Origin of the sequence: Marinobacter shengliensis, assembly GCF_003007715.1 — a bacterium.
In the GTDB taxonomy this organism is placed as follows: Bacteria; Pseudomonadota; Gammaproteobacteria; order Pseudomonadales; family Oleiphilaceae; genus Marinobacter; species Marinobacter shengliensis.
Map to the genome: position 1 here is coordinate 538090 of NZ_PXNO01000023.1, position 25999 is coordinate 564088.

The window sequence follows — 25999 nt, forward strand, 5'->3', positions numbered from 1 at the left end:
GTGAGGGTGCCTCCCAAAAATCTGGAGCGCCAGGGACGGCGCGACGAAGCCCTACAAGGACGTACTTGCTGGGCGTTTTTTGGGAGGCACCCTCACCCTGTCACCAAGCCCCCAAAACCAGAAACCATGGGAGCCAAAGCTCAGTCAAACTCAGAACCAACAGGCACACCGCGAAGTGAGTTGGCGTAGGCCTCGACGATTTCCACGTCGATGAAATGACCAACCACCTCAGGATTCTCGTGGCGGAAGTTAACGATGCGGTTGTTCTCGGTGCGGCCCGCATACTCGCCAGGGTCTTTCTTGGACAGGCCAGTCACCAGTATCCGCTGGGTAGAGCCCACCATCTTGCGGCTGATATCCATGACGTTCTGATTCAGTCGATCCTGCAGAATGCTCAGGCGCTGTTTCTTGACCTCCATCGGCGTATCGTCCGGCAGGTCAGACGCCGGCGTACCCGGACGGGCGCTGTAGATGAAGCTGAAGGACATGTCGAAGCCGATGTCGTTGATCAGCTTCATGGTGTCCTCAAAATCCTTATCGGTTTCACCCGGGAAGCCGATGATGAAGTCGGAGGAGAAGCTGATATCCGGGCGGATTTTGCGCAGGCGGCGGAGCTTGGATTTGTACTCCAGTGCCGTGTGGCCACGCTTCATCGCTGCCAGGATGCGGTCGGAGCCGCTCTGCACCGGCAGGTGCAGGTGGCTGACCAGTTCTGGTACCCGCTCGTAGACGTCGATCAGGGCGTCGCTGAACTCCACCGGATGGGAGGTGGTGTAGCGGATGCGGTCGATGCCGTCGATGGTGGCGATCACTTCGATCAGTTCTGCCAGGTCCATCTGGTCGCCGTCGTGGGTGTCGCCGCGGTAGGCGTTGACGTTCTGGCCCAGCAGGTTCACTTCCCGAACGCCCTGGGCGGCCAGATGGGCCACTTCGGCGATGACATCGTCCACCGGGCGGCTGACTTCTTCGCCACGGGTGTAGGGCACCACGCAGAAGGTGCAGTACTTGCTGCAGCCTTCCATGATGGAGACAAACGCAGAGGGGCCGTCGGCTCCGGGCTCGGGCAGGTTGTCGAACTTCTCGATTTCCGGGAAGCTGACGTCGACCACGCCTACGCCGTTACCCTTGGTGCGCACTTCGGTGATCATGTCTGGCAGGCGGTGCAGGGTTTGCGGGCCGAAGACCATGTCTACGTAAGGGGCCCGGTCGAGGATGGCCTGGCCTTCCTGGCTGGCTACGCAGCCGCCGACGCCGATGATCATATCGGGTTTTTTGCTTTTGAGACGTTTCCAGCGGCCGAGTTGGTGGAACACTTTCTCTTGGGCTTTTTCGCGGATGGAGCAGGTGTTCAGCAGCAGGATGTCGGCGTCATCCGGGTTGTCGGTCATTTCAACCGCTTCGCCGGTTTTGAGCAGGTCTGCCATGCGGGCAGAGTCGTACTCGTTCATTTGGCAGCCGTGGGTTTTGATGAACAGCTTCTTGGCCATGGGTCTCACGTAGTTTGGTGTGTTGGCGCCGGGGTGGTGTGGGGCGCTGACAAAAATTTGACTGCGTATTATAACGGGGTGCTTAAACTTCAACCACCGTTGTCTCGGTATTCCTCATTTGGCTCTGTGCTATTATTCGCCGCTTATGTGCACGAAGGCTTTTGGGGTGAGCTTTCCAAAACACGCTCCTTCGGCACATCCCTGTGACGCTTGGGCTCCGCCATCCCTGGCTCCGCACAGTTTTGGAAAGCTCACCCCAAAAGCCTTCCCATACACTTGTGCTGGATTCTACAGGCTTGATGATTGGTTTGTGGGAGCCGGAAAAATCATTGCTAGCCAATACACTTATGACCCCCGAACGCCTCGCCCGAATCAAGCAAGTCCTCAACACCCGCCAACCCGACCTGCGGGTGTTGACGGATCAAGTGCACAAACCCAGAAACCTGTCGGCGATCATTCGGTCCTGCGATGCCTTTGGTCTGGCCAATATGCACGTGGTTTGGCCCAAGGAGGGTTTTCGGGCATTTCGTAAGACAGCCGGTGGCAGTTTTCACTGGGTGACGACGCATACCCATCCCACCATGGACAACGCGGTGACGGAGCTGAAAGCTCAGGGCCACAAGCTGTATGCCGCGCAGTTGTCAGACCGGGCGGTGGATTTTCGGGAGGTGGATTACACCGTGCCGTGCACGATTATCATGGGTAATGAAGTGGATGGTGTAAACCCGGTGACCGCCGAGCAGGCGGATGAGCATATTGTGATACCGATGATGGGCATGGTGGAGTCGCTGAATGTGTCCTCGGCCTGCTCGATCATTCTGTCCGAAGCCCAGCGTCAGCGGAAACTGGCGGGGATGTTTGATCAGCGGCGTATGCCGGATGACGAATACAACCGCTTGCTGTTCTGTTGGTGCCAGCCCACGGTGAAGCGGTATTGTGACGACCGCAATCTGCCGTATCCGCCAATCGACCACGAAACCGGCGAACTGATCGACGGAGTAGGCTGGATGCAGGAAGTCAGAAAAATAAGGGCGAATCGCCCGAGATGGGACGATCAACCAGAAAACATAGAAGCAAACGAGTCCTAACGGACGTCAGCAACAATGTTATGCCGGTGCGGGGTGGGGATGTCTTTTTCTGCCGGAAAAAGATGTCTGAGCGAAGCGAGTTGTTTTTCCAAAGAAAAAAGATTCACCCACCCCGCAACCCGCCCCAATATTCTCAGGCTAGGAAAACAACACTCAGTCCTCCCGTGCTTCCAGATACCGCTGCAACTGCTCCCGCAAAGCCTTGGGCAGTCGGGTGATGGTCAAGGCATCTTTGTCACGGTCGTAGTACACCGCCTGGTTCACCAGATCTGAAGAGAATGACACACTCATACCTCCACCAGAGCCGGCAATACGCACCAGTTTCTTGACCTTGCGATGGTCCGGGTGCAGCACGCCGGTTTCGGGCATTTCTGCGTTCTTGCTGGCGAATTCTTTGAAACGCTCGGGCTGGCTTTCGTCCAGGTAGTTGGACAGGGCCTCGATGGCTACCGGTTCGCCCAGGGCATGCTGGTCTTTGCAGAACTCGTAGGCTTTGGCACGGACTTCACCGGCTTTTTCCGGTTCGCTGGATTTGGCAAAGGCTTCTACCGCGTCCAGGAAGGTCATGGTTTCCTTTTCCACATCCACGCTGTTGGTGAACGCACACAGGCGAAGGAACAGCTCGCCGGGGTCTCCGGTGCCGCGGGCATGGACCACGGTCATGTAGTTATCGCTGGTGTTCTCGTTGCGCCATTCATCCAGCTCGATTCGAACCGCCAGGTTCAGGCGTGACAGGCTCAACACGTCCGTTGAGTCCAGTTTCTGGCTGCCGTCAAATCGCATGGCGCCGTCGGTTTCGAGGATGAACAGGTACACCACTTCCGAATCTGCCAGGGCGTCATGCACCACCAGCAGGTGGCCGTCGAATTCCTCCTGGCTGCCGTTGAGCAGTTCCTGCCATTGTCCGAACAGGCGGTCGGTCATGGCGGCGAAGGTTTGTTTGTCTTCCAGGTAGTCTTTTAACCAGGCGCTGAAGGGGCATTCGCCGATGTCGTCCGAGAAGCGGCCATATTTCTTGCCGGGTTTGCTGTTGAACAGGCGCTTCATCTGTTTGTGCAGGGCTTCGTAGTCGCCACCGGGCTCCTGCAGGGCTTCGCCGGCAACAAGGCGGGCGGGCTGGCCCGGCTGGTACTGGCTGGCGAAGGCGGTGCGCAGGTGTTTGATGGCCATGGTGTTCAGCTCCTGTGGTTAACTCTGATGGCGGGGGATTTTGCCATGGATTGGTGTGGGATTCATTTTTAGCTTTCCAGATTGGGGGCAGGTCGCGGGGTGGTGGTTTATTTTTCTTTGGAAAAACAACTCGCTTCGCTCAGACATCTTTTTCCGGCAGAAAAATAAACCACCACCCCGCGACCGGCATATCCTTGTCCTGGTTTCGATGGCTATCTTTTGAGGTGTTGGGCTGTATTTGCAGGATTTTTTCGTGTGTCGAGAACGGCGCGAACATCGACGAATGTTTCGTCAACTTTGTAATAAATAACAAAAGGGAAGCGTTTTGCGGGGCTCGCGTAGTGGCCAAAATGCCGCTTATGGAGTCCACCAAAGAATTCGAGTGACTCTATCAGTCATCTGATTAATAGCAGCCATCCTTCCGCTCCATACCTGAAAACTTTCTTTCAGTGTACCACTCCAAATCTCTGTCGGCGCCGGGGTGGGGGAGGGTTTTTCTGCCGGAAAAAGATGTCTGAGCGAAGCGAGTTGTTTTTCCAAAGAAAAATTCTCCCCCACCCCGGCAAGCCCGCCCGCCAAGGATGGGGAATCAGTACAAGAGGCCAAACCCCAAAGTTAAACCCGTTGACTCCGAGCCAACTCCTGCAGAAGCCCCGCAACGGCAGCCGGAATATCCGCCTCCGAATCAGCTGAAACGCTGGCATTGGCAATGTCAGACCCGAGGTTTACGGCCACAGCGACCAGGCCGTGCGAGGTCAGCAGCTGGGCCACGCGGCGGCGTTCGTCGGCGTCACCGGTGTTTTCTTCAGTCACCACGACCGCCGTCTTGCCTTGGTCAAACAGCGCCCGCTCCACGGCCAGGGCCAGTTGCGGGGCCTGCTTGCCGGTGCAGGCGATGATCGCCGGCTTCTGCGCCAGGCGGCGCTCGCGCTCTTCCACTGTAACCGGGTCCAGGGAATCCAGGCCATCGGTCAGGCCTGCAATCATGCCGGCGCCAACGGTTACGTTGGTCAGCCGGTCGATGACGATGAAGCTGCCAGTGGCGTGGTTGCGCTGGTAGGCGTCAAACGCGATGGGCTGGTTCAGGGTCAGCTCGCACAGGCCGATTTCATTCAGCTGAAGCTGGCTTGGGTTCGGGTTCTGTTCCAGGGTGTTTACGTCGGTCTGGTGATGAATGCTCTTCACCGTGCCGGAGGTAAACGTGGGCCCCAGTTTGATGTCGTAGAGGCGGCCGGTTTCCAGCGGCGCGTCGGTCATCCACACAATGTTGGCATTGAACCGGTTGTGCACCTCGGGCTCGTCTTCTGCCTTTACCAGCATATCCCCGCGACTGATGTCGATTTCATCTTCCAGGGTCAGGGTGACCGCCTGGTCGATGTAGGCCTCGCTCAGGTTGCCGTCGAAGGTGACGATTTCCTTGACCTTACTGGTGCGGCGTGAGGGCAGGGCCATCACGGTGTCGCCCGGGCGAATGACGCCGGAGGCGATAGTGCCACAGAAGCCCCGGAAGTTCAGGTTGGGGCGGGTGACGTATTGCACCGGGAAGCGGAAGTGTTCCAGATTCTTGTCCCGGGAAACTTCCACTGTTTCCAGGATTTCCATCAGCGGCTGGCCGGTAAACCAGGGCGTGTTGTCGCTCTTGTTCACCACGTTGTCGCCATCCAGGGCGGAGATCGGCACAAAGCGGATATCTTTCAGGCCCAATTTGTTGGCGAACGCCAGGTAGTCTTCACGGATCTCGTTAAAGCGATCTTCACTGAAGTCCACCAGGTCCATCTTGTTTACCGCTACCACAATGTGGCGAATGCCCAGCAAGGAGGCGATGAAGGAGTGCCGGCGGGTCTGGGTCATCACGCCGTGGCGGGCATCAATCATCAGGATCGCCAGTTGCGCGGTGGAGGCGCCGGTGGCCATGTTGCGGGTGTACTGTTCATGGCCCGGGGTGTCGGCGATGATGAATTTGCGCTTGTCGGTGCTGAAATAGCGGTAGGCTACATCGATGGTGATGCCCTGTTCCCGTTCGGCCTGCAGGCCGTCCACCAACAGGGCCAGGTCCAGCTTCTCACCGGTGGTGCCCATCTTGGCGCTGTCAGTCTTCAGGCTTGCCATATGATCTTCGTAGATCATCTTGGTGTCGTGCAGCAGCCGGCCAATCAGTGTGCTCTTGCCGTCATCCACGCTGCCGCAGGTGAGCAGGCGCAGGAGTTCCTTGTTCTCGTGCTGCTTCAGGTAAGCCAGAATATCGTCGGCGATCAAATCAGACTGGTGTGACATATCAGAAGTACCCTTCCCGCTTTTTCTGTTCCATGGAGCCGGCTGAATCGTGGTCAATGACCCTTCCTTGCCGCTCTGAGCTGGTGGCCAGCAGCATTTCCTGGATGATGTCGGGCAGGGTGTTGGCCTCGGATTCAATGGCGCCGGTCAGCGGGTAGCAGCCCAGCGTACGGAAGCGCACTGACTTCATCATAGGCTTCTCGCCTTCTTTCAGCGGCATGCGGTCGTCGTCCACCATAATCAGGGTGCCATCGCGTTCTACCACTGGTCTCACCGCCGCGTAATACAGCGGTACGATATCGATGTTTTCAAGGTAGATGTACTGCCAGATATCCAGCTCGGTCCAGTTGGAGAGCGGGAACACACGAATGCTCTCGCCTTTGTTAACCTTGCCGTTGTAGATGTTCCAGAGCTCCGGGCGCTGGTTCTTCGGGTCCCACCGGTGGTGCTCGTCGCGGAAGGAGTATACCCGCTCCTTGGCGCGGGATTTTTCCTCATCCCGGCGGGCGCCCCCGAATGCGGCGTCGAACTTGTACTTGTTCAGGGCCTGCTTCAGGGACTGGGTTTTCATGATGTCGGTGTGCTTGGCGCTGCCGTGGGTGAAGGGCCCGACACCCTGCTTCACGCCTTCTTCGTTGATGTGAACAATCAGGTCGAGGTCAAACTTCTCCGCCACGTTGTCCCGGAACGAAATCATCTCCCGGAATTTCCATGTGGTATCAACATGCAGTAACGGAAAAGGCAGCTTCCCAGGGTAGAAGGCCTTCAGGGCAAGGTGCAGCATCACGGCAGAATCTTTGCCGATGGAATAGAGCATGACCGGGTTGTCGAACTCGGCCGCCACTTCCCGGATTATGTGGATGCTTTCGGCTTCCAGCTGTTTGAGATGAGTGAGGTTGTATGTGGTCATGGTCATCCATTGCCGCAGGGGCTGTGTGATGGCTGTAAATCGGTTGACCAACTATATCAGGCGGCGGCAGGGTATAAGAAGATTTCTGGTAAGAATTTTAAGTTCTAATAATATGGCGCCGAACCCAACGTGCCGGGGACTCCGGGCGTGCTGAGCCGGTGTCGGTGGTTTCAGTGGGGGTCGTAATTCGCTGTTCGGGCGTCAGACAGCAGTTTGGCAACATAGCGGTCGATGTAATCAAACCCGTTGCCCTCAAATTCACTGAACTGGATACCTATCTGGAATTCATTTCTGGAGATGCGCCGCATATGCACGATATTGCCATCTGCAAGCACAGTGACTGGTTGCGTTGGAAGCACAGGCACGGTGAAACGGGTTTTCACGCCAATCCAGTGACCGGGGGCCGGCGCACGCATGCCGGGAATGAGCTGTTGAACAACGTCCTGATCACAGGAAATCATAACACCGGCACGTGACAGGTTAGAGACCTTGCAGGTCAGGCAGCAGCCGTCGCTTTTCTCAACAGTAATCTCGGTCGACACATCGACTCGCTGCTGATTTCTGAGATTCTGTTTAGCGGGTGCAGGTTTCATTTTAATTTTTCTGGCGCGAGTAGTATCGAACGACGTTGCCTTTCCCATAATTGCCTTCCAGAAGAACACTTAAGCGCTTGAAATTGTAGCTGCTTAAAAAGTGATCAGCAAGGTAAGTGCGTATATTGTTGCAGCTTTATTAAAACTTTCTGAACACGGCGTCACATTTTGGTGCGTCATTTCGCGTTTATACGTGTTTTTTGGTGGCATATGTGGGAAGTGCAGAGCTGCAGATGATATCCCAGTGAGTTAAAATCGCCGCCTACACACATTTGGAGCCAGGCTCCGGGATTCCTGCGGAACTTTATGACCGAGAAAATACAAGACACTGCTCAGGGCGGAAAAGTTGGCTTTATCAGCCTGGGGTGCCCTAAAGCCCTGGTAGACTCAGAGCGTATCCTGACTCAATTGCGGCTGGATGGTTACGAGGTCGTGCCCACCTACAACGATGCCGACATTGTGGTGGTTAACACCTGTGGTTTTATCGATGCGGCCAAGCAGGAATCCCTGGATGCCATCGGCGAGGCTATCAGCGAAAACGGCAAGGTGATTGTGACCGGTTGTATGGGCGTGGAAGCGGATAAGATTCGCGAGACCCATCCAGGTGTGCTGGCGGTCTCTGGTCCTCAGGCCTATGAAGAAGTTGTGGGAGCGGTACACCAGTATGTACCGCCGAAGAAAGACCACGACCCATTCGTGGATCTGGTACCCCCGCAGGGCATCAAGCTCACACCAAGGCACTATGCCTACCTGAAGATATCCGAAGGCTGTAACCACAGCTGTACCTTCTGCATCATCCCGGACATGCGCGGCAAACTGGTTAGTCGCCCGATCGGTGATGTGATGGATGAGGCGAAACGACTGGTAGACGCTGGTGTTAAAGAGCTGCTGGTGATCTCCCAGGACACCTCCGCCTACGGTGTGGATATTAAATACCGCACCGGTTTCTGGCAGGGCCGCCCGGTGAAAACCAAGATGCAGTCTCTATGTGAGGCTCTGGGTGAGATGGGCGTATGGGTTCGCTTGCACTACGTCTACCCGTACCCCCATGTGGACGACATCATCCCGCTGATGGCTGAAGGCAAGATTCTGCCGTACCTGGACATTCCGTTTCAGCATGCCAGCCCGAAAGTGCTCAAGGCCATGAAGCGCCCGGCTCATGACAGCAAGACACTGGAGCGCATCAAGACCTGGCGTGAAATCTGTCCGGAACTGACCATTCGCTCGACCTTTATCGTCGGCTTCCCCGGTGAAACCGAGGAAGATTTTCAGTACCTGCTGGATTGGCTGGATGAGGCGCAATTGGACCGCGTGGGTGCGTTTACCTACAGCCCGGTTGAAGGCGCGAGGGCCAATGAGCTGGAAGGTGCCGTACCGGAAGAGGTCAAGGAAGAGCGGCTGGCCCGCTTTATGGCGAAGCAGGCGGAGATTTCAGCTGCCCGATTGCAGGCCAAAATCGGCAAGACGATTGATGTGCTCATCGACGAGGTTGATGAGGAAGGTGCGATAGGTCGCTCGAAGGCCGATGCGCCGGAGATTGATGGCATGGTTTACCTGAACGACGAAACCGACCTGGTCCCTGGCCAGATTGTGCAGGCTGTTGTAGAGCACGCCGACGAACATGACCTTTGGGCTCGTTTGGTCTGACTTTTGTCGCGGTTTTTGGGCTTCGGCCCTAGCCTGCTGGATGTTGGTGGCTGGGGCTTGGCGAGGGACTTCTCCCAAAAAACGCCCGTGAATACGTCCCTGTAGGGCTTCGTCGCGCCTTCCCTGGCGCTCCAGATTTTTGGGAGAAGTCCCTCGCCAAGCCCTCGATCCAGCATGCGGTGGGGTAGTCATAAATAAACCGACCCCTCCCCAAACTCAACAGGCTAGGGCCGAAACAAAACGGCCCACACCAAAGCCAAAACTTAACCACCAAGCTTGCGAACAAGAATCTCGTTGAACAGCTTGGGATTGCCTTGGCCCTTGGACGCTTTCATCAAAGGTCCCATGAAACCGCCAAGCATCTTCTTGCGCTTCTTCGGATCTTCCTCATTCTGGTACTGAGCCACCTGATCCGGCATACCGGCCAGCACCTCGTCGACCATGGCTTCCAGAGCGCCGGTATCGGAGACCTGCTTCAGGCCCTTGGCGTCAATGATCGCATCTACGTCGTCGTTATCACCTGACCACAAGGCTTCAAAGACCTTCTTCGCACCTGCTGAAGAAACCGTGTTGTCGGCAATGCGGGTGACCAGTGCGCCCAGTTGTGCGCCTGAAATCGGAGCTTCGGCCACGGATTTCTCGTCGGCATTCAGGCGGGCGGAGAATTCGCCCTGAATCCAGTTGGCGGCCAGCTTGGCGTCTTTGCCGTGTTCCACGGTTTCTTCGAAGAACGCAGACAGCTTGGCGTCGCCAGACAGCACGCCGGCGTCGTAGTCGTTCAGACCGTATTGCTCCTTGAAGCGGGCCTTGCGTGCATCCGGTAGTTCCGGCAGGCGGGCGCGGGCGTCTTCGATGAAGGCGTCGTCGATTTCCACCGGCAACAGGTCAGGGCAGGGGAAGTAGCGGTAGTCGTTGGCTTCTTCCTTGGTGCGCATGGACCGGGACTCGTCCCGGTCGCCATTGTACAGGCGGGTTTCCTGCACAATGCGGCCGCCATCCTCCAGGATATCCATCTGCCGTTCCACTTCGTGGGCGATGGCCTGCTCCATGAACCGGAAGGAGTTCAGGTTCTTGGTTTCGGTGCGGGTGCCCAGGGTGTCAGAGCCTTTCGGCTTCAGGGAGATGTTCACATCAAAGCGCATGGAGCCCTGAGACATATCGCCATCACAGATCCCCAGCGAAGTCACCAGGCTATGGAGCTTCTTGGCGAAGGCTACGGCTTCGTCGGCGCTGTTCATATCAGGCTCTGTCACCACCTCGATCAGCGGCGTGCCGGCCCGGTTCAGGTCAATGCCGGACATGCCGTGGTAATCCTCGTGCAGGGATTTACCGGCGTCTTCTTCCAGGTGCGCGTGGTGAATGCGCACGCGCTTGGTGCTGCCGTCGGCCAGGTCGATGTCCACATAGCCGGGGCCGACAATCGGCTGGGCCAGCTGGGTGGTCTGGTAGCCCTTTGGCAGATCCGGGTAGAAGTAGTTTTTGCGCTCGAAGACCGAGCGGCGGCCGATTTCGGCGTTGGTGGCCAGGCCGAACATCACCGCATAACGGAAGGCCTGCTCATTGGGTACCGGCAGGGTACCGGGCATGGCCAGGTCAACGGCGTTGGCCTGGGTGTTGGGCTCGGCACCGTAGGCGGTGCTGGAGCCGGAGAAAATCTTGGTCTGGGTGGCGAGCTGAACGTGAATTTCCAGCCCGATCACGATATCCCACTGCATGTGTTCGTCTCCTAATCCGGGCTTATTGGGGTTCACGCTGGTGCCAGTCGGTCACCTGCTGGAACTGATGGGCAGCATTCAGCAAACGGGCCTCAGAGAAGTAATCCCCGATGATCTGCAGCCCCACCGGTAAGCCGTCGACAAACCCCGCCGGAACCGACATGGCCGGAATGCCTGCCAGGTTGATGGCGATGGTGAACACGTCTTCCAGGTACATGGACACCGGGTCGGTGTTCTTCTCGCCCTGCCTGAACGCAGGTGTCGGAGACACCGGGCTCATCAGCACGTCCACTTCCTTAAACGCATTGATGAAGTCCTGCTGGATCAAACGGCGAACCTTCTGGGCCTTCAGGTAATAGGCATCAAAGTAACCAGCGGACAGGGCGTAGGTCCCCACCAGAATCCGGCGCTTAACCTCATTCCCGAAACCTTCCGCCCGGGTGCGGGTGTACATGTCCATCAGATCTTTCGGATCGTCGCAGCGGTAGCCATAACGCACACCGTCAAACCGGGACAGGTTGGCAGAAGCCTCCGCCGGAGCGATCACATAATAAGCAGCAATGGCCAGCTTCGCGTTGGGCAGTGACACTTCTTTTACCGTCGCGCCCAGCTTTTCATACTCGCGAATCGCGTTGCGAACCTGCTCTTCCATGGCCGGAGACAGCTGGTCGCTGAAGTATTCCTTCGGCAGGCCAATCTTCAGGCCTTTCAGCGGCTCGTTCAGGGTAGCGGTGTAATCCGGAACTTCCCGGTCGATGCAGGTGGAATCCTTCGGGTCGTGGCCTGCCATCACGTTCATCATCAGCGCCGCATCTTCCGCCGTGCGCGCCATCGGCCCGCCCTGATCCAGGGACGAGGCAAAAGCGATCATTCCATAGCGAGACACCCGGCCGTAAGTCGGCTTCAGCCCGGTAATGCCACACAGCGCCGCCGGCTGGCGGATGGAGCCCCCGGTATCCGTACCCGTCGCCGCCGGCACCAGCCGCGCAGCCACGGCAGCGGCAGAACCGCCGGAAGAACCACCCGGCACCCGCTTGTCACCGCTGGCCATGCCCCAGGGGTTGGTTACCGCGCCGTAGAAACTGGACTCGTTAGACGAGCCCATGGCGAACTCATCCATATTGGTCTTGCCCAGACACACGGCGCCGGCCGCCTTGAAGTTCGCCGTCACTGTGGCGTCGTAGGGTGGCACAAAGTTCTCCAGCATCCTTGAGCCGCAGGTAGTGCGAATGCCGTTAGTACAGAAAATATCCTTGTGAGCAAAGGGCACCCCGGTCCACACCGTGGCCTTACCCGCCGCCCGCATCTCATCCGCCGCTTTCGCCTCGGCCAATGCCTGCTCGTCGGAGATGGTAATAAAGCTGTTGTACTTGCCGTCTTCATGTTTCAGACGGTCGAGGAACTGCTGAGTCAGCTCCACACTGGAAATCTTGCCGCTCTCCAGTTCCCTGGAAAGTTCTGCTACGGATTTGTTATGCATCATCAATCCCGAAATATGTGATCGTCAGACAACCTGCCGGTTACACGGAAATGTCAGTGCCCCGAAAACTCACTCAATGACCTTGGGTACCAGGTACAACCCATCCTCGGTAGCCGGCGCAATCGCCTGAAACGCCTCCCGCTGATTGGTCTCGGTAACCACATCCGGCCGCAGCTGCTGTACGGCATCCAGCGGATGCGCCATGGGCTCCACGGAATCGGTATCCGCTGCACTCAACTGATCCACCAGATCCAGGATATTGCCCAGATCCTTCTCCAGAGCCGAAACCTGCTCGCCGTCCACCTTGATGCGGGCGAGCACGGCAACTTTCTCGATGTCCTCGCGGGAAATGCTCACGTTGCCTCCATTAAAGCGTGTGTGAAAACAATTTAATCCTAAAGAGCCCGAACGACTCTAACTGGCTGATTTTGGCGCTTTTCAGCTGTCCGGGGATGCCTTGGGGAGGGGCTTTCCAAAAATCTGCGGAGCCATGAATGGCGGAGCCGAAGCGCCACAGGGATGTGCCAAAGGAGCGTTTTTTGGAAAGCCCCTCCCCAAGGCATCCTTGCACCCAGAGAAAACAAGCCCGACATATTAGCAGAATCACAACCAAGATTGGCCCCGAAACAGTACCGAAAATGTGAGAATGGTAAGCTGAGAGCCCTGATGTTGCCTTGCCTGAGAATGGCCTCACTGCTAAAGTTGCGTGATTCTTCTACATCCGCAACCGCAACTCTCAGGTTGAAACAACACGAATGTTAATCAAAAGACTCCGAGGCATCTTCTCAAGCGACCTGTCCATCGACCTGGGCACCGCCAACACCCTAATCTACGTGCGTGAACGCGGAATCGTACTCAACGAACCCTCCGTTGTTGCCATCCGCACCAGCGGCTCCCAGAAAATGGTGGCTGCTGTGGGTTCCGAAGCCAAGCGAATGCTCGGCCGTACCCCCGGCAACATAACCGCCATCCGCCCAATGAAAGACGGTGTGATTGCGGATTTCGTTGTTACCGAAAAAATGCTCCAGCACTTCATTCATAAAGTGCACGAAAACAGTTTTATTACTCCCAGCCCCCGCGTACTGGTGTGTGTGCCCAGCAAGTCCACACAGGTGGAGCGCAAGGCCATCCGTGAGTCTGCCCTGGGCGCGGGTGCTCGTGAAGTGTTCCTGATTGAAGAGCCCATGGCCGCGGCCATTGGTGCAGGCCTGCCGGTTGAAGAAGCCAGCGGCTCCATGATTGTCGATATCGGTGGTGGGACTACGGAAATCGCCATTATTTCCCTGAACGGCATCGTTTACGCTGAATCGGTGCGGGTTGGCGGCGACAAGTTCGACGAAGCCATCGTTACCTATGTGCGCCGCAACTATGGCAGCCTGATCGGCGATTCCACCGCCGAGCGGATCAAACATGAAATCGGTTGCGCCTATGAAGGCCTGGATATCCGCGAGATTGATGTGCGTGGTCGCAACCTGGCAGAAGGCGTGCCCCGTGCGTTCACCCTGAACAGCGAAGAGATTCTCGACGCGTTGCAGGAATCACTTGCCCAGATCGTGCAAACCGTCAAAAGCGCGCTTGAGCAGTCTCCACCTGAGCTGGCGTCTGATATCGCTGAGCGCGGAATCGTGCTTACCGGTGGTGGTGCACTTCTGCGAGGCCTCGACAAACTTATCAGTGAAGAAACCGGTCTGCCGGTGATCATCGCCGAAGACCCCCTGACCTGTGTTGCCCGTGGTGGCGGCAAGGCGCTGGAAGTCATTGATCGCGGTGGCATCGGAATGTTCTCCCAGGAGGGTTAATCCCGTGGGAGGGCTAAGCCATTAAAACCATCTTTGTCCAGGGGCCGGTACCCGGCTTCAGGCTCTTTCTTGTGATTCTGGTATCGGCAGCGTTGATCGCTGCCGATACCCGTTTTGACAAGCTAACTCCCGTTCGAAGTACTCTCGCCACCGGCCTGGCACCTGTGTACTGGCTGGGCAATGCCCCCTACCGGTTCAGTGACTGGTTCTCCGGGCTCTTTGTCAGCCGTGAAGACCTCCAGAGTGAAAACGAAGAACTCAAGGCCCGAATGCTGATACTCGAGCGGCGTGCGCTGAAATATGCGGCGTTGGCGTCAGAGAATAACGAGTTGCGCCGGCTGCTTAACTCCTCTGAAGTGTTGGATGACCGGGTGATCGTGGGCGAAGTGGTGGGTGTCTCGCCCGATCCGTTTTCCCACGAGATCATCATCAACAAAGGCCATAGCGACGGTGTGACCACCGGGCAGGCTGTACTGGATGCCGAAGGTTTGATGGGGCAGATAGTGCAGACCAGCCAGTTCACCTCCCGTGTGTTGCTGGTGTCGGACAGTAGCCATGCGGTGCCCGTCGAAGTGGTCAGAAATGGCTTGCGTTCGGTGTTATTGGGCAATGGTGAAGTCAATCAGCTGGATCTGGTGCATGTGCCGGATACTGCCGATATACGGGAAGGCGATACCCTGGTCAGCTCCGGCCTTGGTGGCCGTTTCCCCCGGGGCTATCCGGTGGCTGAGGTCAGCCAGATCACCAAGGAACCAGGGGAACCCTTCGTGACGATTCGGGCCAGGCCCATGGCCAGACTGAACCAGAGCCGGCTTGTGCTGGTGGTGTTTCAGCCTGAGTCCCGGGAGCGCCGCGAGTCTGCGGAACCGCAGACCACGGAAGAGGAGGCCAACTGATGCTGTCGGTCATTAGCTACCCGCTGTTTTTCGTGACCGTTGTGCTTGCGCTGGTGTTGAGTATATCCCTGTTCCCGGTAGGCTGGTTTGAATTCCGTCCGGAATGGCTGGGTTTGGTGGTTTTTTACTGGACCTTCCGTGCACCGGCGCAGTTTGGGATTCTGATGGCCTGGTGTCTCGGGCTATTACTGGATGTGCTTGAGGCCACCCCCCTGGGCACCAATGCGCTGGGTATGGCACTCATTGCTTTCCTGGTGCTGACCATCCATCAGCGCTTGAGAATGTACCCGCTACCGCAACAATGCCTTATGGTCTTCCTGTTGTTGGGCATCAACCAGATGCTGGTGCACTTCATCAAACAACTGCTGGGCGCCGATACGGCGGGGTTCAGTTACCTGTGGCCAGCATTAACCAGCGCGGTCGCCTGGCCCTTTGTCAGTGGCCTGCTGGACCGCCTGAACCGGAAGCTGGGCTAGCACCATGAAGACACTGATTCTTGCATCCGCCTCTCCTCGCCGGGCTGAGCTGCTACAGCAAATCGGGCTGACGTTCCAGGTGCAGCCCGCGGATATTGATGAAACCGTGGCCGAGGGTGAGTCGGCGGAGCATTATGTGGAACGCCTGGCTCGTGAGAAGGCGTTAAGAGTGGCCGGTGAGAATCTTGACGCACTGGTTCTGGGCTCGGATACCTCGGTGGTCTTGCAAGGTAAGATTCTGGGGAAACCGGTCGATGCGGCGGAGGCAAAAGCCACACTGGCCCGGTTGTCTGGCCAGCAACACCAGGTGATGACGGCGGTGGCGCTGGCGCGGGGAGAGGTCTGCCAATCGCACCTGTCGGTCACCAACGTGACCTTTCGAAGCCTTTCCGAGGCCGAGATCCGGGCCTATGTTGATAGTGGCGAGCCCATGGATAAGGCCGGTAGCTACGGCATTCAGGGCCTGGGTGGTATCTTTGTCCAGGAATTGCAGGGCAGCTATAGCGCGGTGGTGGGTTTGCCCCTCCTGGAAACCGCCGGGTTGTTGGCAGAGGCCGGTTTTCCGGTCTGGCAGAACTGGCCGAGTTGTAAGGAGAGCCAAACATGAGCGAAGAAATTCTCATCAACGTTACGCCGGTGGAAACCCGGGTGGCGTTGGTCGAAAACGGCATGCTTCAGGAAGCTTACATCGAGCGGACCAGCCGCAAGGGTATTGTTGGCAATATCTACAAGGGTAAGGTGGTTCGAGTGTTGCCGGGCATGGAAGCGGCGTTTGTGGATATTGGCCTGGAGCGGGCCGCATTCATACACGCCTCGGATGTTGCCTGCAGTCAGTCCGGGCCGGAGGAGCCTTCGGATGGCCCGAAAACCGTGCCGGATATCCGCACCCTGTTGCGTGAGGGGCAATCGCTCGTGGTTCAGGTCACCAAGGACCCCATCGGCACCAAGGGAGCCAGGTTGACGACCCAGCTTTCTATTCCTTCCCGGTACCTGGTGTTTATGCCGGGGGTCAGCCATATTGGTATTTCCCAGCGGATTGAGGACGACAACGAGCGCACTCGGCTGAAGACCCTGATTGAAGAGGCGGCTGAACAGAGCGACGACGTTCAGGGTGGCTATATTATCCGCACGGCAGCGGAAGCGGCGGCGGCTGAAGACCTGATCGCCGATATGGCCTACCTGCATCGGCTTAGCCAGTCCATACAGGATCGGATTGGTAGCGCGCCCGCACCGTCCGTGGTCTACCAGGACCTGCCATTGTTCATTCGCACCATTCGGGATCTAATCCGGCCGCAGACAGAAAAAGTGCGCATCGACAGCCGGGAAAGCTACCAGCGGGTAATAGAGTTTGTGCAGGAGTTCGTCACGGAATTCGCCGACAAGGTTGAATACTATCCCGGTGAGCGGCCGATTTTTGATCTGTATTCGGTCGAGGATGAGATCCAGAAGGCCCTTAGCCGCAAGGTGCAGCTGAAATCCGGTGGTTACGTCATCATCGACCAGACCGAAGCGATGACCACCATTGATATCAATACCGGCGCGTTTGTCGGCCACCGGAATCTGGAAGAAACCATCTTCAAGACCAACCTGGAGGCCGCCCGTGCCATCAGCCGGCAGCTGAGGCTCAGAAACCTCGGTGGCATCATCATCATAGACTTTATCGATATGGACGACCCGGAGCACCAGCGCCAGGTACACAGGATGCTGGAGAAGATGCTCGAGCGGGATCACGCCAAAACCAAGATCACCGGTGTCTCGGAACTTGGCCTGGTGGAGATGACCCGAAAACGCACCACAGAAAGCCTTGGGCAGGTGCTGTGCGAGCCTTGCCCGATCTGCGATGGACGGGGCTTCCTGAAAACGGCAGAGACCGTCTGCTATGAGATTTTCCGCGAGATTCTCCGGGTGAACCGGGCCTATGAAGCTGAGAACTATCTGGTGATGGCGTCACAGAAAGTGGTTGATCGTCTGCTCGACGAGGAATCCGACAATGTCGCAGACCTCGAGACCTTTATCAGTAAGACCATACGCTTCCAGGTAGAACCCTTCTACAGTCAGGAACAGTACGATGTGGTCCTGCTCTGACGCCCGCTGAACCGGGCTGTCGAAGGAGTATCGATTACGATGCAAGGCCGTGAACAGGAGCAAGCTCAGCAGCCGCGCCGGGGCGCCGGCAAGCTGGCGCAGTTACTGGAGCACCTGGCAAACGGAGTCTGGTGGTTTATCTTCGCCTTGCTGGTGGTGTTTGCCCTGTACGTTGGATTGGGGAGGCAACTGACCAATAATATCGACCGTTTCACCGGCGAGCTTTCTGAGCAACTCTCCGATCGCACCGGGCTGGATGTCCGGATTGGTCGTCTTTCCTCCCGCTGGCACTGGCTTGACCCGGCAGTAACCGCTACTGATCTGACCGTTCACCACCCCGAAACCGGCCAAGCCATTGCCGAGCTTGAGCACTTGCGTCTGCGTCTGGATTTTCTGTCATCGGTACTGCGATTCCGTTTGGTGTTCGAGGACTTTGAAGCCGATGGCTTAACCCTGAGCCTGGCCCGGCAGTCCGGCCTGGACCTGCTCGAGCCGCCGGATGAGCTGACCGACCTGACCCGCCCCGGTGGCCAGGACCTGCAAACCTGGCTCAGGCTGGCCGGGCGCTGGCTGTCTGATCCGCGGCTGACCATGACCCGGATCAGCCTTGGCATTGATGATGGTTCAGGCAATACCCGGCATTTCGATATTCCCCAACTGGACCTGGTCTACCGCCGTGGTTTGTTTCAGGCCTCGGGCAGGGCCATGCAGCCAGGAACCACGACCCAGCTCGCCAGTTTTGCCCTTGTGGGGCAGCACTTTTTCCGGGGCGAATTTACCGGCCAGTTGTATGTGGATGTCGATTCCGGGCGTCTGTTTGATGGTCTGGTGGACGATCTGAGTTGGCGCGGTCTTCGTGTAGAGGGGGCAGATCTGGGCGGGCGTGCCTGGCTGACCTTTGACAGCGGTGAGCTGGAGCAGGTTCAGGGGATGGTGCAAACGCCCTATTTGCAGCTCGGGGTCAATATGGAGTCGCTGGCTCCCCTGGAGAGTATCCAGGCTCGTTTTGGCTGGCGCCGGGATGGTCCCTTACAGCTCCAGCAACTGCAGTGGCAGTGGCTGGACCACGATGTCCAACCCTTTGGATTGCGCCTTGAGCCCGATTCCGGAGGTAATATCCTGATTGCCGATGGCGTGCCGCTGGCGCCGATCCGGCGGCTTGTGCAGAACCTTCCGTTGCTTCCGGCCGTGGCCAATCATGCGCTGGAGCAATACCGGCCATCCGGCTACCTTGACGACGTGATCCTGACGCTGCCGGAAGATCCGGCCGGCTTCCAGCTGTCCGGTCGATTGCGGCAGGTGTCGGTTGAGGCCGCGCAAGGGGCGCCGGCCGCCCGTGGGCTTGATGGTCATATCCTGATGACGGCGCATTCAGGCCATGTAACCCTCGATACCACCGGGCCCGCCTACCTGGGCTTCCCAAAACTCTATGATGCTGGCTGGCCGCTGGATTCGATGGCTGGCACCGTATCCTGGGAGCTGGCCGGCCCGATAACCCGTGTATTTGCCGACGATCTCCGATTTACCTACGCCGACCGTACAACACTCACCGGAGCGTTTGATTTAAGGCTGGATCGGTTTGGCGAAGATAACCTGGGCTTGCGCGTTGGCGTTGAGAACGGCGATGCGTCCATGCTCGCAGATTTTGTCCCGGCCAAGGTGGTGGACCCCGGGCTCTATCAGTGGTTAACAACTGCCATTATGGAAGCCGATATCACCGCCGGTGAGTATTACGGTCACGGCCGGATCGATTCCGGGGCACCCCGGGGATCGTTTGTCTCATCCATGTGGTACGAGTTCGATCGTGGTGTTGTCCGTTACGACGAACGTTGGCCGGAAGTGCAGAGCGCCCGCGGCCGGGTTGAGGTTCAGAATGCAGACACTCTGGTCACTCTGGAACAGGCCCTGACAGGCGGGCTGGAACTGCGCTCGGGCGTCGTAAGGGTTGTGCCGGGAGATGGCGAGGGGCCGACTCGCGTACGGGTTGATGCACAAGCCGATGTGCCAGGTGAGAGCGTGCCGTTCTGGATGACCGAGACACCGCTTGGCGACATGGCCGGAATGGCCGCCACGGAGCTGGATTATCAGGGGCTCTACCGGTTAGCCCTGAATATTGATCTGCCACTGGGGGCTGGTGAGCAGACAGCGGTGAACGCACGGGTGGCAACCTCCGGAGCAAGCATCTCCTACCCGGCAGCGGGATTGGTCTGGGCAGGAATCGAGGGCGAGGTCCGCTACGATACCCGTCGGGGATTTTCCGGTGAGCCACTTCTGGCAGAGTTCTTCGGGCAACCGGTGACTGTTGAGTTTGAGCAATCAGAACAGGGCCCGGCAGGTAAGGGCGCAGCGTTGTCTATTCGCCAGACCGGCCGGGTTCCTTTGCCGTCGTTTTTGCATCAGTTCGGGTTGCCGGAGGGCTCCGCACTCGGGATGTCGGGTAGCCTGGATTATTCGGCACAGCTGAGCGTGGCGGATGAGCGCGCTTCCCGGATAACGGTAACCTCCGATTTTCAAGGCCTGTCACTGGACTGGCCGCAGCCTTTGGGTAAGGGAGCGTCGGATCTGGCCCGGTTGCAGGCGCTGATAGACCCTACGGACACTGAGGGTGTCCGTGTGACGGGGGACTGGCAGGACCGGTTGGCCTTTGATCTGCTGTGGAAACCGTCAGGCTTTGAACTGGGACTCCGTGAACTGAACCTGGCGGGGCACAGTCTCAGGAATATACAGATCAATGCGCTGGATCTGGGAGATCGTTGGGTGTTCAACACGGAATCTGATCGGGTTCAGGGCAGGGTGATGGTGCCCACGCAGGGAACGATTGACGCCGATCTGCAACGACTCAGTCTGATGCGCTCAGATACCGGGGGTGAAGACCAGGAGGACCGGCAGATATTGACCCTGGAGGAGCAACTGGAAGCGTTTCGAGCTCTGGACGTGGGGAGCTGGCCCGATATTGATGTGACCATCGCGGACCTCAGGCTGGGCGATGAGTCTGCCGGCCGCTGGCAGTTCGCCATGCGGCCGCAGCCGTTCCGCCTGAACATCGAGGAAATTGAAGGGCAACTGGAGACGCTGGCGCTCACTGGCAGAATGAGTTGGAGTGTGGTTGATGATCGCGAAACCAGCCGATTTGTTGGAACCCTCTCAGGCGGCCGCCTCCGGGAGCTGGAGGCACTGACCGGTGCGCCGATTCCAATGAATAATGAGCAGACCCAGGTTGACCTGGATCTGGACTGGCCCGGCCGACCGGATGAATTTGCCCTGAAGCAGCTCAGTGGCCAGGTCAGTGTCCGCCTGGATGACGGCGTCATTTTGGAGCAAAGTGGCTCAGCCCAGTTGTTCAGAATTTTCAACCTGCTCAACACCGACACGCTCTGGCGCCGGCTGCGCCTGGACTTCTCGGATCTTTATGAGCGGGGCATTGCGTTTGATGCCATTTCCGGCAAGGCTGTCATTGTAAACGGGCTGGTTACCCTGGACCCAGAGCTGCAACTGGTGGGGCCTTCGGGGGCTTTCAAGATGAGCGGGTCCACCAATATGGCCGATGAGAGCCTGGATATGCGGTTGGTGCTGGTGCTTCCGGTTACCCAGAACCTGCCCCTGGCTGCCATACTGATGGGAGCGAGCGCCCCCATTGGCGGCGCACTCTTTGTACTGGACAAAATTCTGGGTGACCCATTAAGCAAGTTGACCAGCGCCACTTACAGTGTCACCGGTAGCTGGAGCGAGCCCAAAGTGGAACTACGTCGGGTTTTCGATACGGGTGAGTAGAGGAGTCGGAGCATGACCCAAGTTGCAGCGATTCAGATGGTCAGCAGTCACAACCTGGCCGGTAACCTGGCCGAGGCCGAGGCGCTGTTGCGTGATGCTGCCGCCCAAGGCGCGAAAGTGGCAGTATTACCTGAGAATTTTGCGGTTCTGGCCACCGCTCAGATGCGTGAGTGCGGTCGGCAGGAAAGTGGCGGTGAATCGGTGATCCGCCGCTTTCTTTCAGAGCAGGCCAAGAGGCTGGGGCTATGGATCGTAGGTGGTTCCATGCCTCTGGCAACACGACCCGATGGCTCTGATGTTCCCGACAGGGTGCGTGCAAGCTGCATTGTTTACAACGATCAGGGCGAGGAAGTTGCCCGTTACGACAAAATTCACCTGTTTGACGCCATGGTTGAGGATTCCCATGGCCAATACCGGGAGTCGGATACCTTCGAGCCAGGTGACCAGGTGGTTGCCGTGGATACTCCCGCCGGCCGGCTGGGGATGGCAGTGTGCTACGACTTGCGGTTTCCTGAACTGTTCAGGGCGCTGCGAGAACAGGGTGCCGAGTGGGTGTGCCTGCCCAGCGCCTTTACCTGGCAAACTGGAGACGCCCATTGGCACCCACTGATTCGAGCCAGGGCCATCGAGAACCAGGTTTGGGTGGTTGCCCCCGGCCAGGGGGGGCAAAACAGTGAGCGACGCAAGACTTATGGCCACAGTTTGATCTGTGACCCCTGGGGCGGGGTGGTGACGGAACTGGATGAGGGCCCAGGCCTGGTTGTGGCAGACCTGGATATGGAAAAACTGAACCAGGTTCGGGCCAGAATGCCGGTCTGGGAGCACCGCCGCCTTTAACGTAGAACTCCGCTCAGCGGGTTGCTTTACTGCTCTGCGTCATCAATCCACTCCCGGAGGGCCCGGAACAGTTTACGGGCCTGACCGGTATTCTTCTGTTTCTCCACTTCCTTGCGGGCATTGCGAACCAGGTTGCGCAGGTGCTGCACGTCTGCCGCCGGGCAATAATCGATGAACTCCCCCACCACCTTGTCGCCTTCGGAGATCATCCTGTCGCGCCAGCGCTCGGCCAGGTGATGCCGGCGGGTGTGCTCCTCACTGCCGGCATTGAATGCGCCAATGGCACGAGCCAGTGCTTCCGGGTCATCCTCTTGCCGGATGATCTTGCCAATGTATTGCAGGTGTCGGCGGCGTGCTTCGCGCTGATTAATACGCCGTGATTCCACGATGGCAGCCTTCAGGGTGTCGCTGATGTCCAGTGACGCCAATTGCTCGTCATTGAGATCCAGCATCTGTTTACCCAGGTCCTGGAGCGCGTGCATTTCCCGCTTGATCTGGGATTTGCTCGGGCCGAAATCTTCTTCGAGCTCCTCGTGGTGCGGGTGGTTGTCGGATTGACTCATGGTTGGCTCCTCAAGCGTAAAAATAGGTGGCGAGCCCCAGGAAGGAAAGGAAGCCCACGACGTCGGTGGTGGTGAGCAGGATCACGCCCCCGGCCAGTGCCGGGTCTATATTCAGTCGTTTCAGTGTTAACGGCAGCAGGGTGCCGACGATTGAGGCGATGGTCAGGTTGATGACCAGCGCCATAGCAATCACCAGGCCAATGGTTGGGTCTCTGAACCACACCATGGCCGCTGCAGACACCACCAGTGCAAACAGAAACCCGTTCAGCGTTGTTGCCAGAAACTCCCGGTTCAGCAGCCATTTCACGTTGTCATTGCTGACCTGGCCCACGGCCATGCCACGAATCATCAGCGTCAGCGTTTGGCTGCCGGCGATGCCGCCCATGCTGGCGACGATTGGCATGAGTACGGCCAGTGCGACCACCTGTTGAATGGTTTCCTCGAACATACCGATCACAGAGGCTGAGGTAAACGCGGTCACTACGTTGATTCCGAGCCAGACGGCTCGCCGGCGCGTGGTTTTGATCACTGGTGCGAACGTGTCTTCGTCTTCGTCCAGACCGGCCATGCTCATCAGCGAGTGATCAGCGTCTTCCCGGATAACGTCGACCACGTCATCGATGGTGATCCGGCCCAGAAGCTTATTGTCGTCACCAACAACCGGCGCAGAAATCAGGTCGTAGCGCTCGAACAGGGTGGCGACCTTGGTGTCGGACAGGGTGACCGGAATCGGCTCGATATCGGTGTCCATCACCTCACGAACCGTGGATGCGGGGTTGGATACCAGCATTCGGGTGATGGGCAGCATGCCAATGAATTCGTCCCGCCGGCTGACCACAATCAGGCTGTCGGTCATGGGGGGAAGGTTGCGGTGGCGGCGCAGGTACCGCAGTACCACGTCAATACTGATATCTGGGCGCACCGTAATGGTGTCCGTATTCATCAGGCCGCCGGCAGTGTCCTCGGGGTAGGAGAGTACTTCCTCTACCCGCTGCCGGTCTTGCTCGTCCATGGTGTCCAGGACCTCCTGGATCACCGTGTCTGGCAACTGCTGGAGCAGGTCGGCCAGGTCGTCGGATTCAAAATCCTCAATGATATCTGCAAGTTCCTGGGCGTTCAGCTGGCTCAGGAAGTAGGCCCGGATGTCGTCACCGAGATATTGGAGTACTTCCCCTTCCAGTTGCTTATCGACCAGATTCCACAGCAGGGCGCGTTGGCGGGGAGGGGAAGATTCCAGCAGGTGTGCGATATCGCTGGGGCTCAGGCCGCCATTGAGGATTCGGGCAACCTGCTTGAGCGCACCACTGTCCAGGGCCTCACTGAGGGAGCGAAGGCGCTGGCGGGCCTGACTTTTTTCCAGAATATCGGTCATGAAACCACCTGCGATCAGAAAACCGTCGCATTATAGCGGAGTTAGCGCCGTCAGGTGAGAAAGGATTGTAGGTGAATGACGAACCAGGGTGTGCTTAACCCCCCTCGCCGAAATAATCACCGATCAGTTCTACGAGTGCCTCGATGGCTTCCTGCTCATCAGGGCCGTCGGCGACCAGTTCAATATCTGTGCCCTGGCTGGCAGCCAGCATCATCACCTGCATGATGTTCTTGGCATCCACGTCCCGGCCCTTGCCGCGTATCCGCACCTGGCTGTCAAAGCCGGAGGCGGTGGCCACCAGCTTGGCGGTGGCGCGGGCATGCAAGCCCAGTTTATTGATGATGGTGACGGGGCGGCAGATCATGTTGGATCAGATCTCCCCTCGGGCCTGGAGGTGGGGAAGTTCAGTATGACGAACCTGCACGTTGTTGTATCGGGTGCGGAAGTGCTGGCCCAGTTGCTCGCAGACATAGACGGAACGATGCTGGCCACCGGTACAGCCAATAGAAATGGTCATGTAGCTGCGGTTGCTGTCGGCGAACGAGGGTAGCCAGGTATCCAGGAAGCGGATCAGGTCGTCCACCATTTGCCTGGTGAGAGGTTCCCGCTCGAGAAACTCGATAACCGGCTGATCGGTACCGACGTATTTGCGCAGGCTGGTGTCCCAGTATGGGTTGGGCAGGCAGCGCACATCGAAGACGTAATCGGAATCGACCGGTACGCCATGCTTGAAACCGAATGACTGGAACAGTAGTGCAAGCTCCTGATCCTTACGACCGACCACTCGCTGTTTGACCATGTCGCGCAGTTCATACATCGACATGCCGGTGGTGTTGATGTAAAGGTCTGCCAGTTTTGACAGCGGTTCCAACAGTGCCTTTTCGTTGGTGATGGCTTCTCGGAGGGAAGTACGGTCATCGCTCAGCGGGTGCTTTCGGCGTGTGGCGTGGAACCGTTGCAGAAGGGACTGCTCATCGGCATCCAGAAAGATAATCTCGACAACGACTCCCGCATCGCGAAGCTGGCGATAGATCTGTTCGAAGTTGGCCAGTTCGGCAGACAGGTTGCGGGCGTCGATGCTGACGGCCATTTTCCGGAGCCGCCCCGGCGCTTCCTGTTGCGCCGCTTCCCGGGTCAGCGGGAACAGCAGTCCGATGGGAAGGTTGTCGATGCAATAAAAACCCAGATCTTCGAGCACATGCAACGCGGTACTCTTACCGGACCCGGATCGGCCACTGACGATGATCAGTTTCATGATGGACGCTCCTGCCTGCTTCTGTTGGTGCTACTGCTTATCAGGATGCCGCGGTCATGCGCTGGTAAAGGGATGCTGCATCCTGGCACTGGCGAAGCTGTTCACAGAACCCGTTGTCGTTGAATTTCTCGGCCAACTGGCTTAGCAGCTCCAGATGTTCACTGGTGGCTTCTTTGGGCACGATCAAGGCAAACACCAGGTCGACCGGCTGATTGTCGATAGCATCGAAGTCGATGCTCTCTTCCAGCGTCATCAGCACGCCGATCACGCGGTCCAGCCCTTCCAGGCGGCAATGGGGTATGGCAATACCCTGGCCGATACCTGTGCTGCCAAGCCGCTCGCGAGAAACCAGATTGCTGAAAATCTCGGTGTCGCTGAGGATTTCATCCTGATGATGAATATGCTCTGCGATGGTTTCCAGAACCCGCTTCTTACTGGAGGCTGGCACTCGGCACAGCGTCAGTTCGGGAGCCAGAATGTTGTCGATGGTCAGGGATGTATCGCTCATGGATCGACTGTGATTCCGTAAAAAAAAGGCTGCGGCCGGTATGCCCCGCCGCAGCTCGTATCATTGAAACACC

Annotated in this window: 22 protein-coding genes; 9 read left to right on the plus strand and 13 right to left on the minus strand. The window is 57.9% G+C overall.

The genetic code is table 11. The annotated features are described in order from the left end of the window. Positions 1 to 140: 140 nt before the first annotated feature. A complete protein-coding gene (gene miaB, locus C7H10_RS11760; RefSeq protein WP_106695004.1) occupies positions 141 to 1487 on the minus strand; it encodes a tRNA (N6-isopentenyl adenosine(37)-C2)-methylthiotransferase MiaB in 1347 nt (448 codons plus the stop codon). Between the two features lie 347 nt (positions 1488 to 1834). Between miaB and trmH the strand changes: the two genes are divergently transcribed. Next, on the plus strand, positions 1835 to 2575 hold the full coding sequence (gene trmH / locus C7H10_RS11765) for a tRNA (guanosine(18)-2'-O)-methyltransferase TrmH (RefSeq protein WP_106695178.1): 741 nt from the start codon (positions 1835 to 1837) through the stop codon (positions 2573 to 2575). Positions 2576 to 2728: 153 nt separating this feature from the next. Here trmH and C7H10_RS11770 read toward each other — a convergent pair whose 3' ends face one another. The 4 genes from C7H10_RS11770 to C7H10_RS11785 form a co-directional block, all read right to left on the minus strand. Beyond that, complete coding sequence (locus tag C7H10_RS11770; RefSeq protein ID WP_106695005.1) at positions 2729 to 3745, minus strand: nucleoid-associated protein; 1017 nt, start codon at positions 3743 to 3745, stop codon at positions 2729 to 2731. Positions 3746 to 4360: 615 nt separating this feature from the next. After that, entirely contained in the window at positions 4361 to 6019 is a 1659-nt protein-coding gene (cysN, locus tag C7H10_RS11775; protein WP_061331544.1) for a sulfate adenylyltransferase subunit CysN, read from the minus strand. A 1-nt stretch (position 6020) separates the two neighbouring features. Then, a complete protein-coding gene (gene cysD / locus C7H10_RS11780) occupies positions 6021 to 6935 on the minus strand; it encodes a sulfate adenylyltransferase subunit CysD (protein ID WP_286250991.1) in 915 nt (304 codons plus the stop codon). A gap of 164 nt (positions 6936 to 7099) precedes the next feature. Further along, positions 7100 to 7522, minus strand: a complete 423-nt coding sequence (locus C7H10_RS11785) for a PilZ domain-containing protein (RefSeq protein WP_106695006.1) — start codon at positions 7520 to 7522, stop codon at positions 7100 to 7102. A gap of 306 nt (positions 7523 to 7828) precedes the next feature. Here C7H10_RS11785 and rimO point away from each other — a divergent pair, with 306 nt between their 5' ends. Then, complete coding sequence (gene rimO / locus C7H10_RS11790) at positions 7829 to 9169, plus strand: 30S ribosomal protein S12 methylthiotransferase RimO (RefSeq protein WP_106695007.1); 1341 nt, start codon at positions 7829 to 7831, stop codon at positions 9167 to 9169. Positions 9170 to 9432: 263 nt separating this feature from the next. Here rimO and gatB read toward each other — a convergent pair whose 3' ends face one another. The 3 genes from gatB to gatC all read right to left on the minus strand — a co-directional run bounded on the left by gatB (position 9433) and on the right by gatC (position 12721). Further along, complete coding sequence (gatB, locus tag C7H10_RS11795; RefSeq protein WP_106695008.1) at positions 9433 to 10884, minus strand: Asp-tRNA(Asn)/Glu-tRNA(Gln) amidotransferase subunit GatB; 1452 nt, start codon at positions 10882 to 10884, stop codon at positions 9433 to 9435. 22 nt (positions 10885 to 10906) lie between these two features. Beyond that, positions 10907 to 12364, minus strand: coding sequence for an Asp-tRNA(Asn)/Glu-tRNA(Gln) amidotransferase subunit GatA (gene gatA / locus C7H10_RS11800; RefSeq protein WP_106695009.1), 1458 nt, complete (start codon positions 12362 to 12364; stop codon positions 10907 to 10909). Between the two features lie 69 nt (positions 12365 to 12433). After that, positions 12434 to 12721: an Asp-tRNA(Asn)/Glu-tRNA(Gln) amidotransferase subunit GatC gene (gatC, locus tag C7H10_RS11805; RefSeq protein WP_106695010.1), complete on the minus strand. Its 288-nt coding sequence runs from the start codon at positions 12719 to 12721 to the stop codon at positions 12434 to 12436. A 398-nt stretch (positions 12722 to 13119) separates the two neighbouring features. Here gatC and C7H10_RS11810 point away from each other — a divergent pair, with 398 nt between their 5' ends. From C7H10_RS11810 to C7H10_RS11840, 7 genes are read left to right on the plus strand one after another with little or no spacing between them, the layout of a single operon-like run. Beyond that, positions 13120 to 14163 carry a rod shape-determining protein gene (locus C7H10_RS11810; RefSeq protein WP_058092032.1) on the plus strand — a complete coding sequence of 348 codons (1044 nt, stop codon included), beginning with the start codon at positions 13120 to 13122 and terminating at the stop codon, positions 14161 to 14163. A gap of 29 nt (positions 14164 to 14192) precedes the next feature. After that, entirely contained in the window at positions 14193 to 15059 is an 867-nt protein-coding gene (mreC, locus tag C7H10_RS11815; RefSeq protein WP_106695011.1) for a rod shape-determining protein MreC, read from the plus strand. Further along, on the plus strand, positions 15059 to 15535 hold the full coding sequence (gene mreD / locus C7H10_RS11820; protein ID WP_072676720.1) for a rod shape-determining protein MreD: 477 nt from the start codon (positions 15059 to 15061) through the stop codon (positions 15533 to 15535). The genes mreC and mreD overlap by 1 nt, the downstream gene beginning before the upstream one ends. 4 nt (positions 15536 to 15539) lie before the next feature. Then, the gene (locus C7H10_RS11825) at positions 15540 to 16142 is read left to right on the plus strand and encodes a Maf family protein (protein WP_106695012.1); all 603 of its coding nucleotides are present in this window, start codon (positions 15540 to 15542) and stop codon (positions 16140 to 16142) included. Beyond that, the gene (rng, locus tag C7H10_RS11830) at positions 16139 to 17620 is read left to right on the plus strand and encodes a ribonuclease G (RefSeq protein ID WP_061331537.1); all 1482 of its coding nucleotides are present in this window, start codon (positions 16139 to 16141) and stop codon (positions 17618 to 17620) included. The genes C7H10_RS11825 and rng overlap by 4 nt, the downstream gene beginning before the upstream one ends. A 39-nt stretch (positions 17621 to 17659) precedes the next feature. Beyond that, positions 17660 to 21391, plus strand: coding sequence for a YhdP family phospholipid transporter (locus tag C7H10_RS11835; RefSeq protein WP_106695013.1), 3732 nt, complete (start codon positions 17660 to 17662; stop codon positions 21389 to 21391). A gap of 12 nt (positions 21392 to 21403) precedes the next feature. Beyond that, complete coding sequence (locus C7H10_RS11840) at positions 21404 to 22228, plus strand: carbon-nitrogen hydrolase family protein (protein WP_106695014.1); 825 nt, start codon at positions 21404 to 21406, stop codon at positions 22226 to 22228. A gap of 26 nt (positions 22229 to 22254) precedes the next feature. On the opposite strand, the gene yjgA is transcribed toward C7H10_RS11840, so the two are convergent. From yjgA to ptsN, 5 genes are all read right to left on the minus strand, one after another. Beyond that, on the minus strand, positions 22255 to 22791 hold the full coding sequence (gene yjgA / locus C7H10_RS11845; RefSeq protein ID WP_072676724.1) for a ribosome biogenesis factor YjgA: 537 nt from the start codon (positions 22789 to 22791) through the stop codon (positions 22255 to 22257). 10 nt (positions 22792 to 22801) lie between these two features. Beyond that, the gene (gene mgtE, locus C7H10_RS11850) at positions 22802 to 24163 is read right to left on the minus strand and encodes a magnesium transporter (protein WP_106695015.1); all 1362 of its coding nucleotides are present in this window, start codon (positions 24161 to 24163) and stop codon (positions 22802 to 22804) included. Positions 24164 to 24257: 94 nt separating this feature from the next. Further along, positions 24258 to 24527: an HPr family phosphocarrier protein gene (locus C7H10_RS11855; protein ID WP_072676726.1), complete on the minus strand. Its 270-nt coding sequence runs from the start codon at positions 24525 to 24527 to the stop codon at positions 24258 to 24260. A gap of 6 nt (positions 24528 to 24533) precedes the next feature. After that, the gene (rapZ, locus tag C7H10_RS11860) at positions 24534 to 25418 is read right to left on the minus strand and encodes an RNase adapter RapZ (RefSeq protein WP_106695016.1); all 885 of its coding nucleotides are present in this window, start codon (positions 25416 to 25418) and stop codon (positions 24534 to 24536) included. Positions 25419 to 25458: 40 nt separating this feature from the next. Beyond that, on the minus strand, positions 25459 to 25926 hold the full coding sequence (gene ptsN, locus C7H10_RS11865) for a PTS IIA-like nitrogen regulatory protein PtsN (protein ID WP_072676728.1): 468 nt from the start codon (positions 25924 to 25926) through the stop codon (positions 25459 to 25461). Between the last annotated feature and the right edge of the window lie 73 nt (positions 25927 to 25999).

Excerpts from the sequence above, each read along its gene's own strand:
- yjgA (WP_072676724.1), bottom strand. The coding sequence starts at position 22,791 with ATGAGTCAATCCGACAACCACCCGCACCACGAGGAGCTCGAAGAAGAT.
- gatA (WP_106695009.1), bottom strand. The coding sequence starts at position 12,364 with ATGCATAACAAATCCGTAGCAGAACTTTCCAGGGAACTGGAGAGCGGC.
- C7H10_RS11840 (WP_106695014.1), top strand. The coding sequence starts at position 21,404 with ATGACCCAAGTTGCAGCGATTCAGATGGTCAGCAGTCACAACCTGGCC.
- miaB (WP_106695004.1), bottom strand. The coding sequence starts at position 1,487 with ATGGCCAAGAAGCTGTTCATCAAAACCCACGGCTGCCAAATGAACGAG.
- C7H10_RS11770 (WP_106695005.1), bottom strand. The coding sequence starts at position 3,745 with ATGGCCATCAAACACCTGCGCACCGCCTTCGCCAGCCAGTACCAGCCG.
- C7H10_RS11855 (WP_072676726.1), bottom strand. The coding sequence starts at position 24,527 with ATGATCTGCCGCCCCGTCACCATCATCAATAAACTGGGCTTGCATGCC.
- cysN (WP_061331544.1), bottom strand. The coding sequence starts at position 6,019 with ATGTCACACCAGTCTGATTTGATCGCCGACGATATTCTGGCTTACCTG.
- C7H10_RS11835 (WP_106695013.1), top strand. The coding sequence starts at position 17,660 with ATGCAAGGCCGTGAACAGGAGCAAGCTCAGCAGCCGCGCCGGGGCGCC.
- C7H10_RS11810 (WP_058092032.1), top strand. The coding sequence starts at position 13,120 with ATGTTAATCAAAAGACTCCGAGGCATCTTCTCAAGCGACCTGTCCATC.
- gatB (WP_106695008.1), bottom strand. The coding sequence starts at position 10,884 with ATGCAGTGGGATATCGTGATCGGGCTGGAAATTCACGTTCAGCTCGCC.
- mgtE (WP_106695015.1), bottom strand. The coding sequence starts at position 24,163 with ATGACCGATATTCTGGAAAAAAGTCAGGCCCGCCAGCGCCTTCGCTCC.
- rimO (WP_106695007.1), top strand. The coding sequence starts at position 7,829 with ATGACCGAGAAAATACAAGACACTGCTCAGGGCGGAAAAGTTGGCTTT.
- rapZ (WP_106695016.1), bottom strand. The coding sequence starts at position 25,418 with ATGAAACTGATCATCGTCAGTGGCCGATCCGGGTCCGGTAAGAGTACC.
- cysD (WP_286250991.1), bottom strand. The coding sequence starts at position 6,935 with ATGACCATGACCACATACAACCTCACTCATCTCAAACAGCTGGAAGCC.
- C7H10_RS11825 (WP_106695012.1), top strand. The coding sequence starts at position 15,540 with ATGAAGACACTGATTCTTGCATCCGCCTCTCCTCGCCGGGCTGAGCTG.
- mreD (WP_072676720.1), top strand. The coding sequence starts at position 15,059 with ATGCTGTCGGTCATTAGCTACCCGCTGTTTTTCGTGACCGTTGTGCTT.
- rng (WP_061331537.1), top strand. The coding sequence starts at position 16,139 with ATGAGCGAAGAAATTCTCATCAACGTTACGCCGGTGGAAACCCGGGTG.
- C7H10_RS11785 (WP_106695006.1), bottom strand. The coding sequence starts at position 7,522 with ATGAAACCTGCACCCGCTAAACAGAATCTCAGAAATCAGCAGCGAGTC.
- ptsN (WP_072676728.1), bottom strand. The coding sequence starts at position 25,926 with ATGAGCGATACATCCCTGACCATCGACAACATTCTGGCTCCCGAACTG.
- trmH (WP_106695178.1), top strand. The coding sequence starts at position 1,835 with ATGACCCCCGAACGCCTCGCCCGAATCAAGCAAGTCCTCAACACCCGC.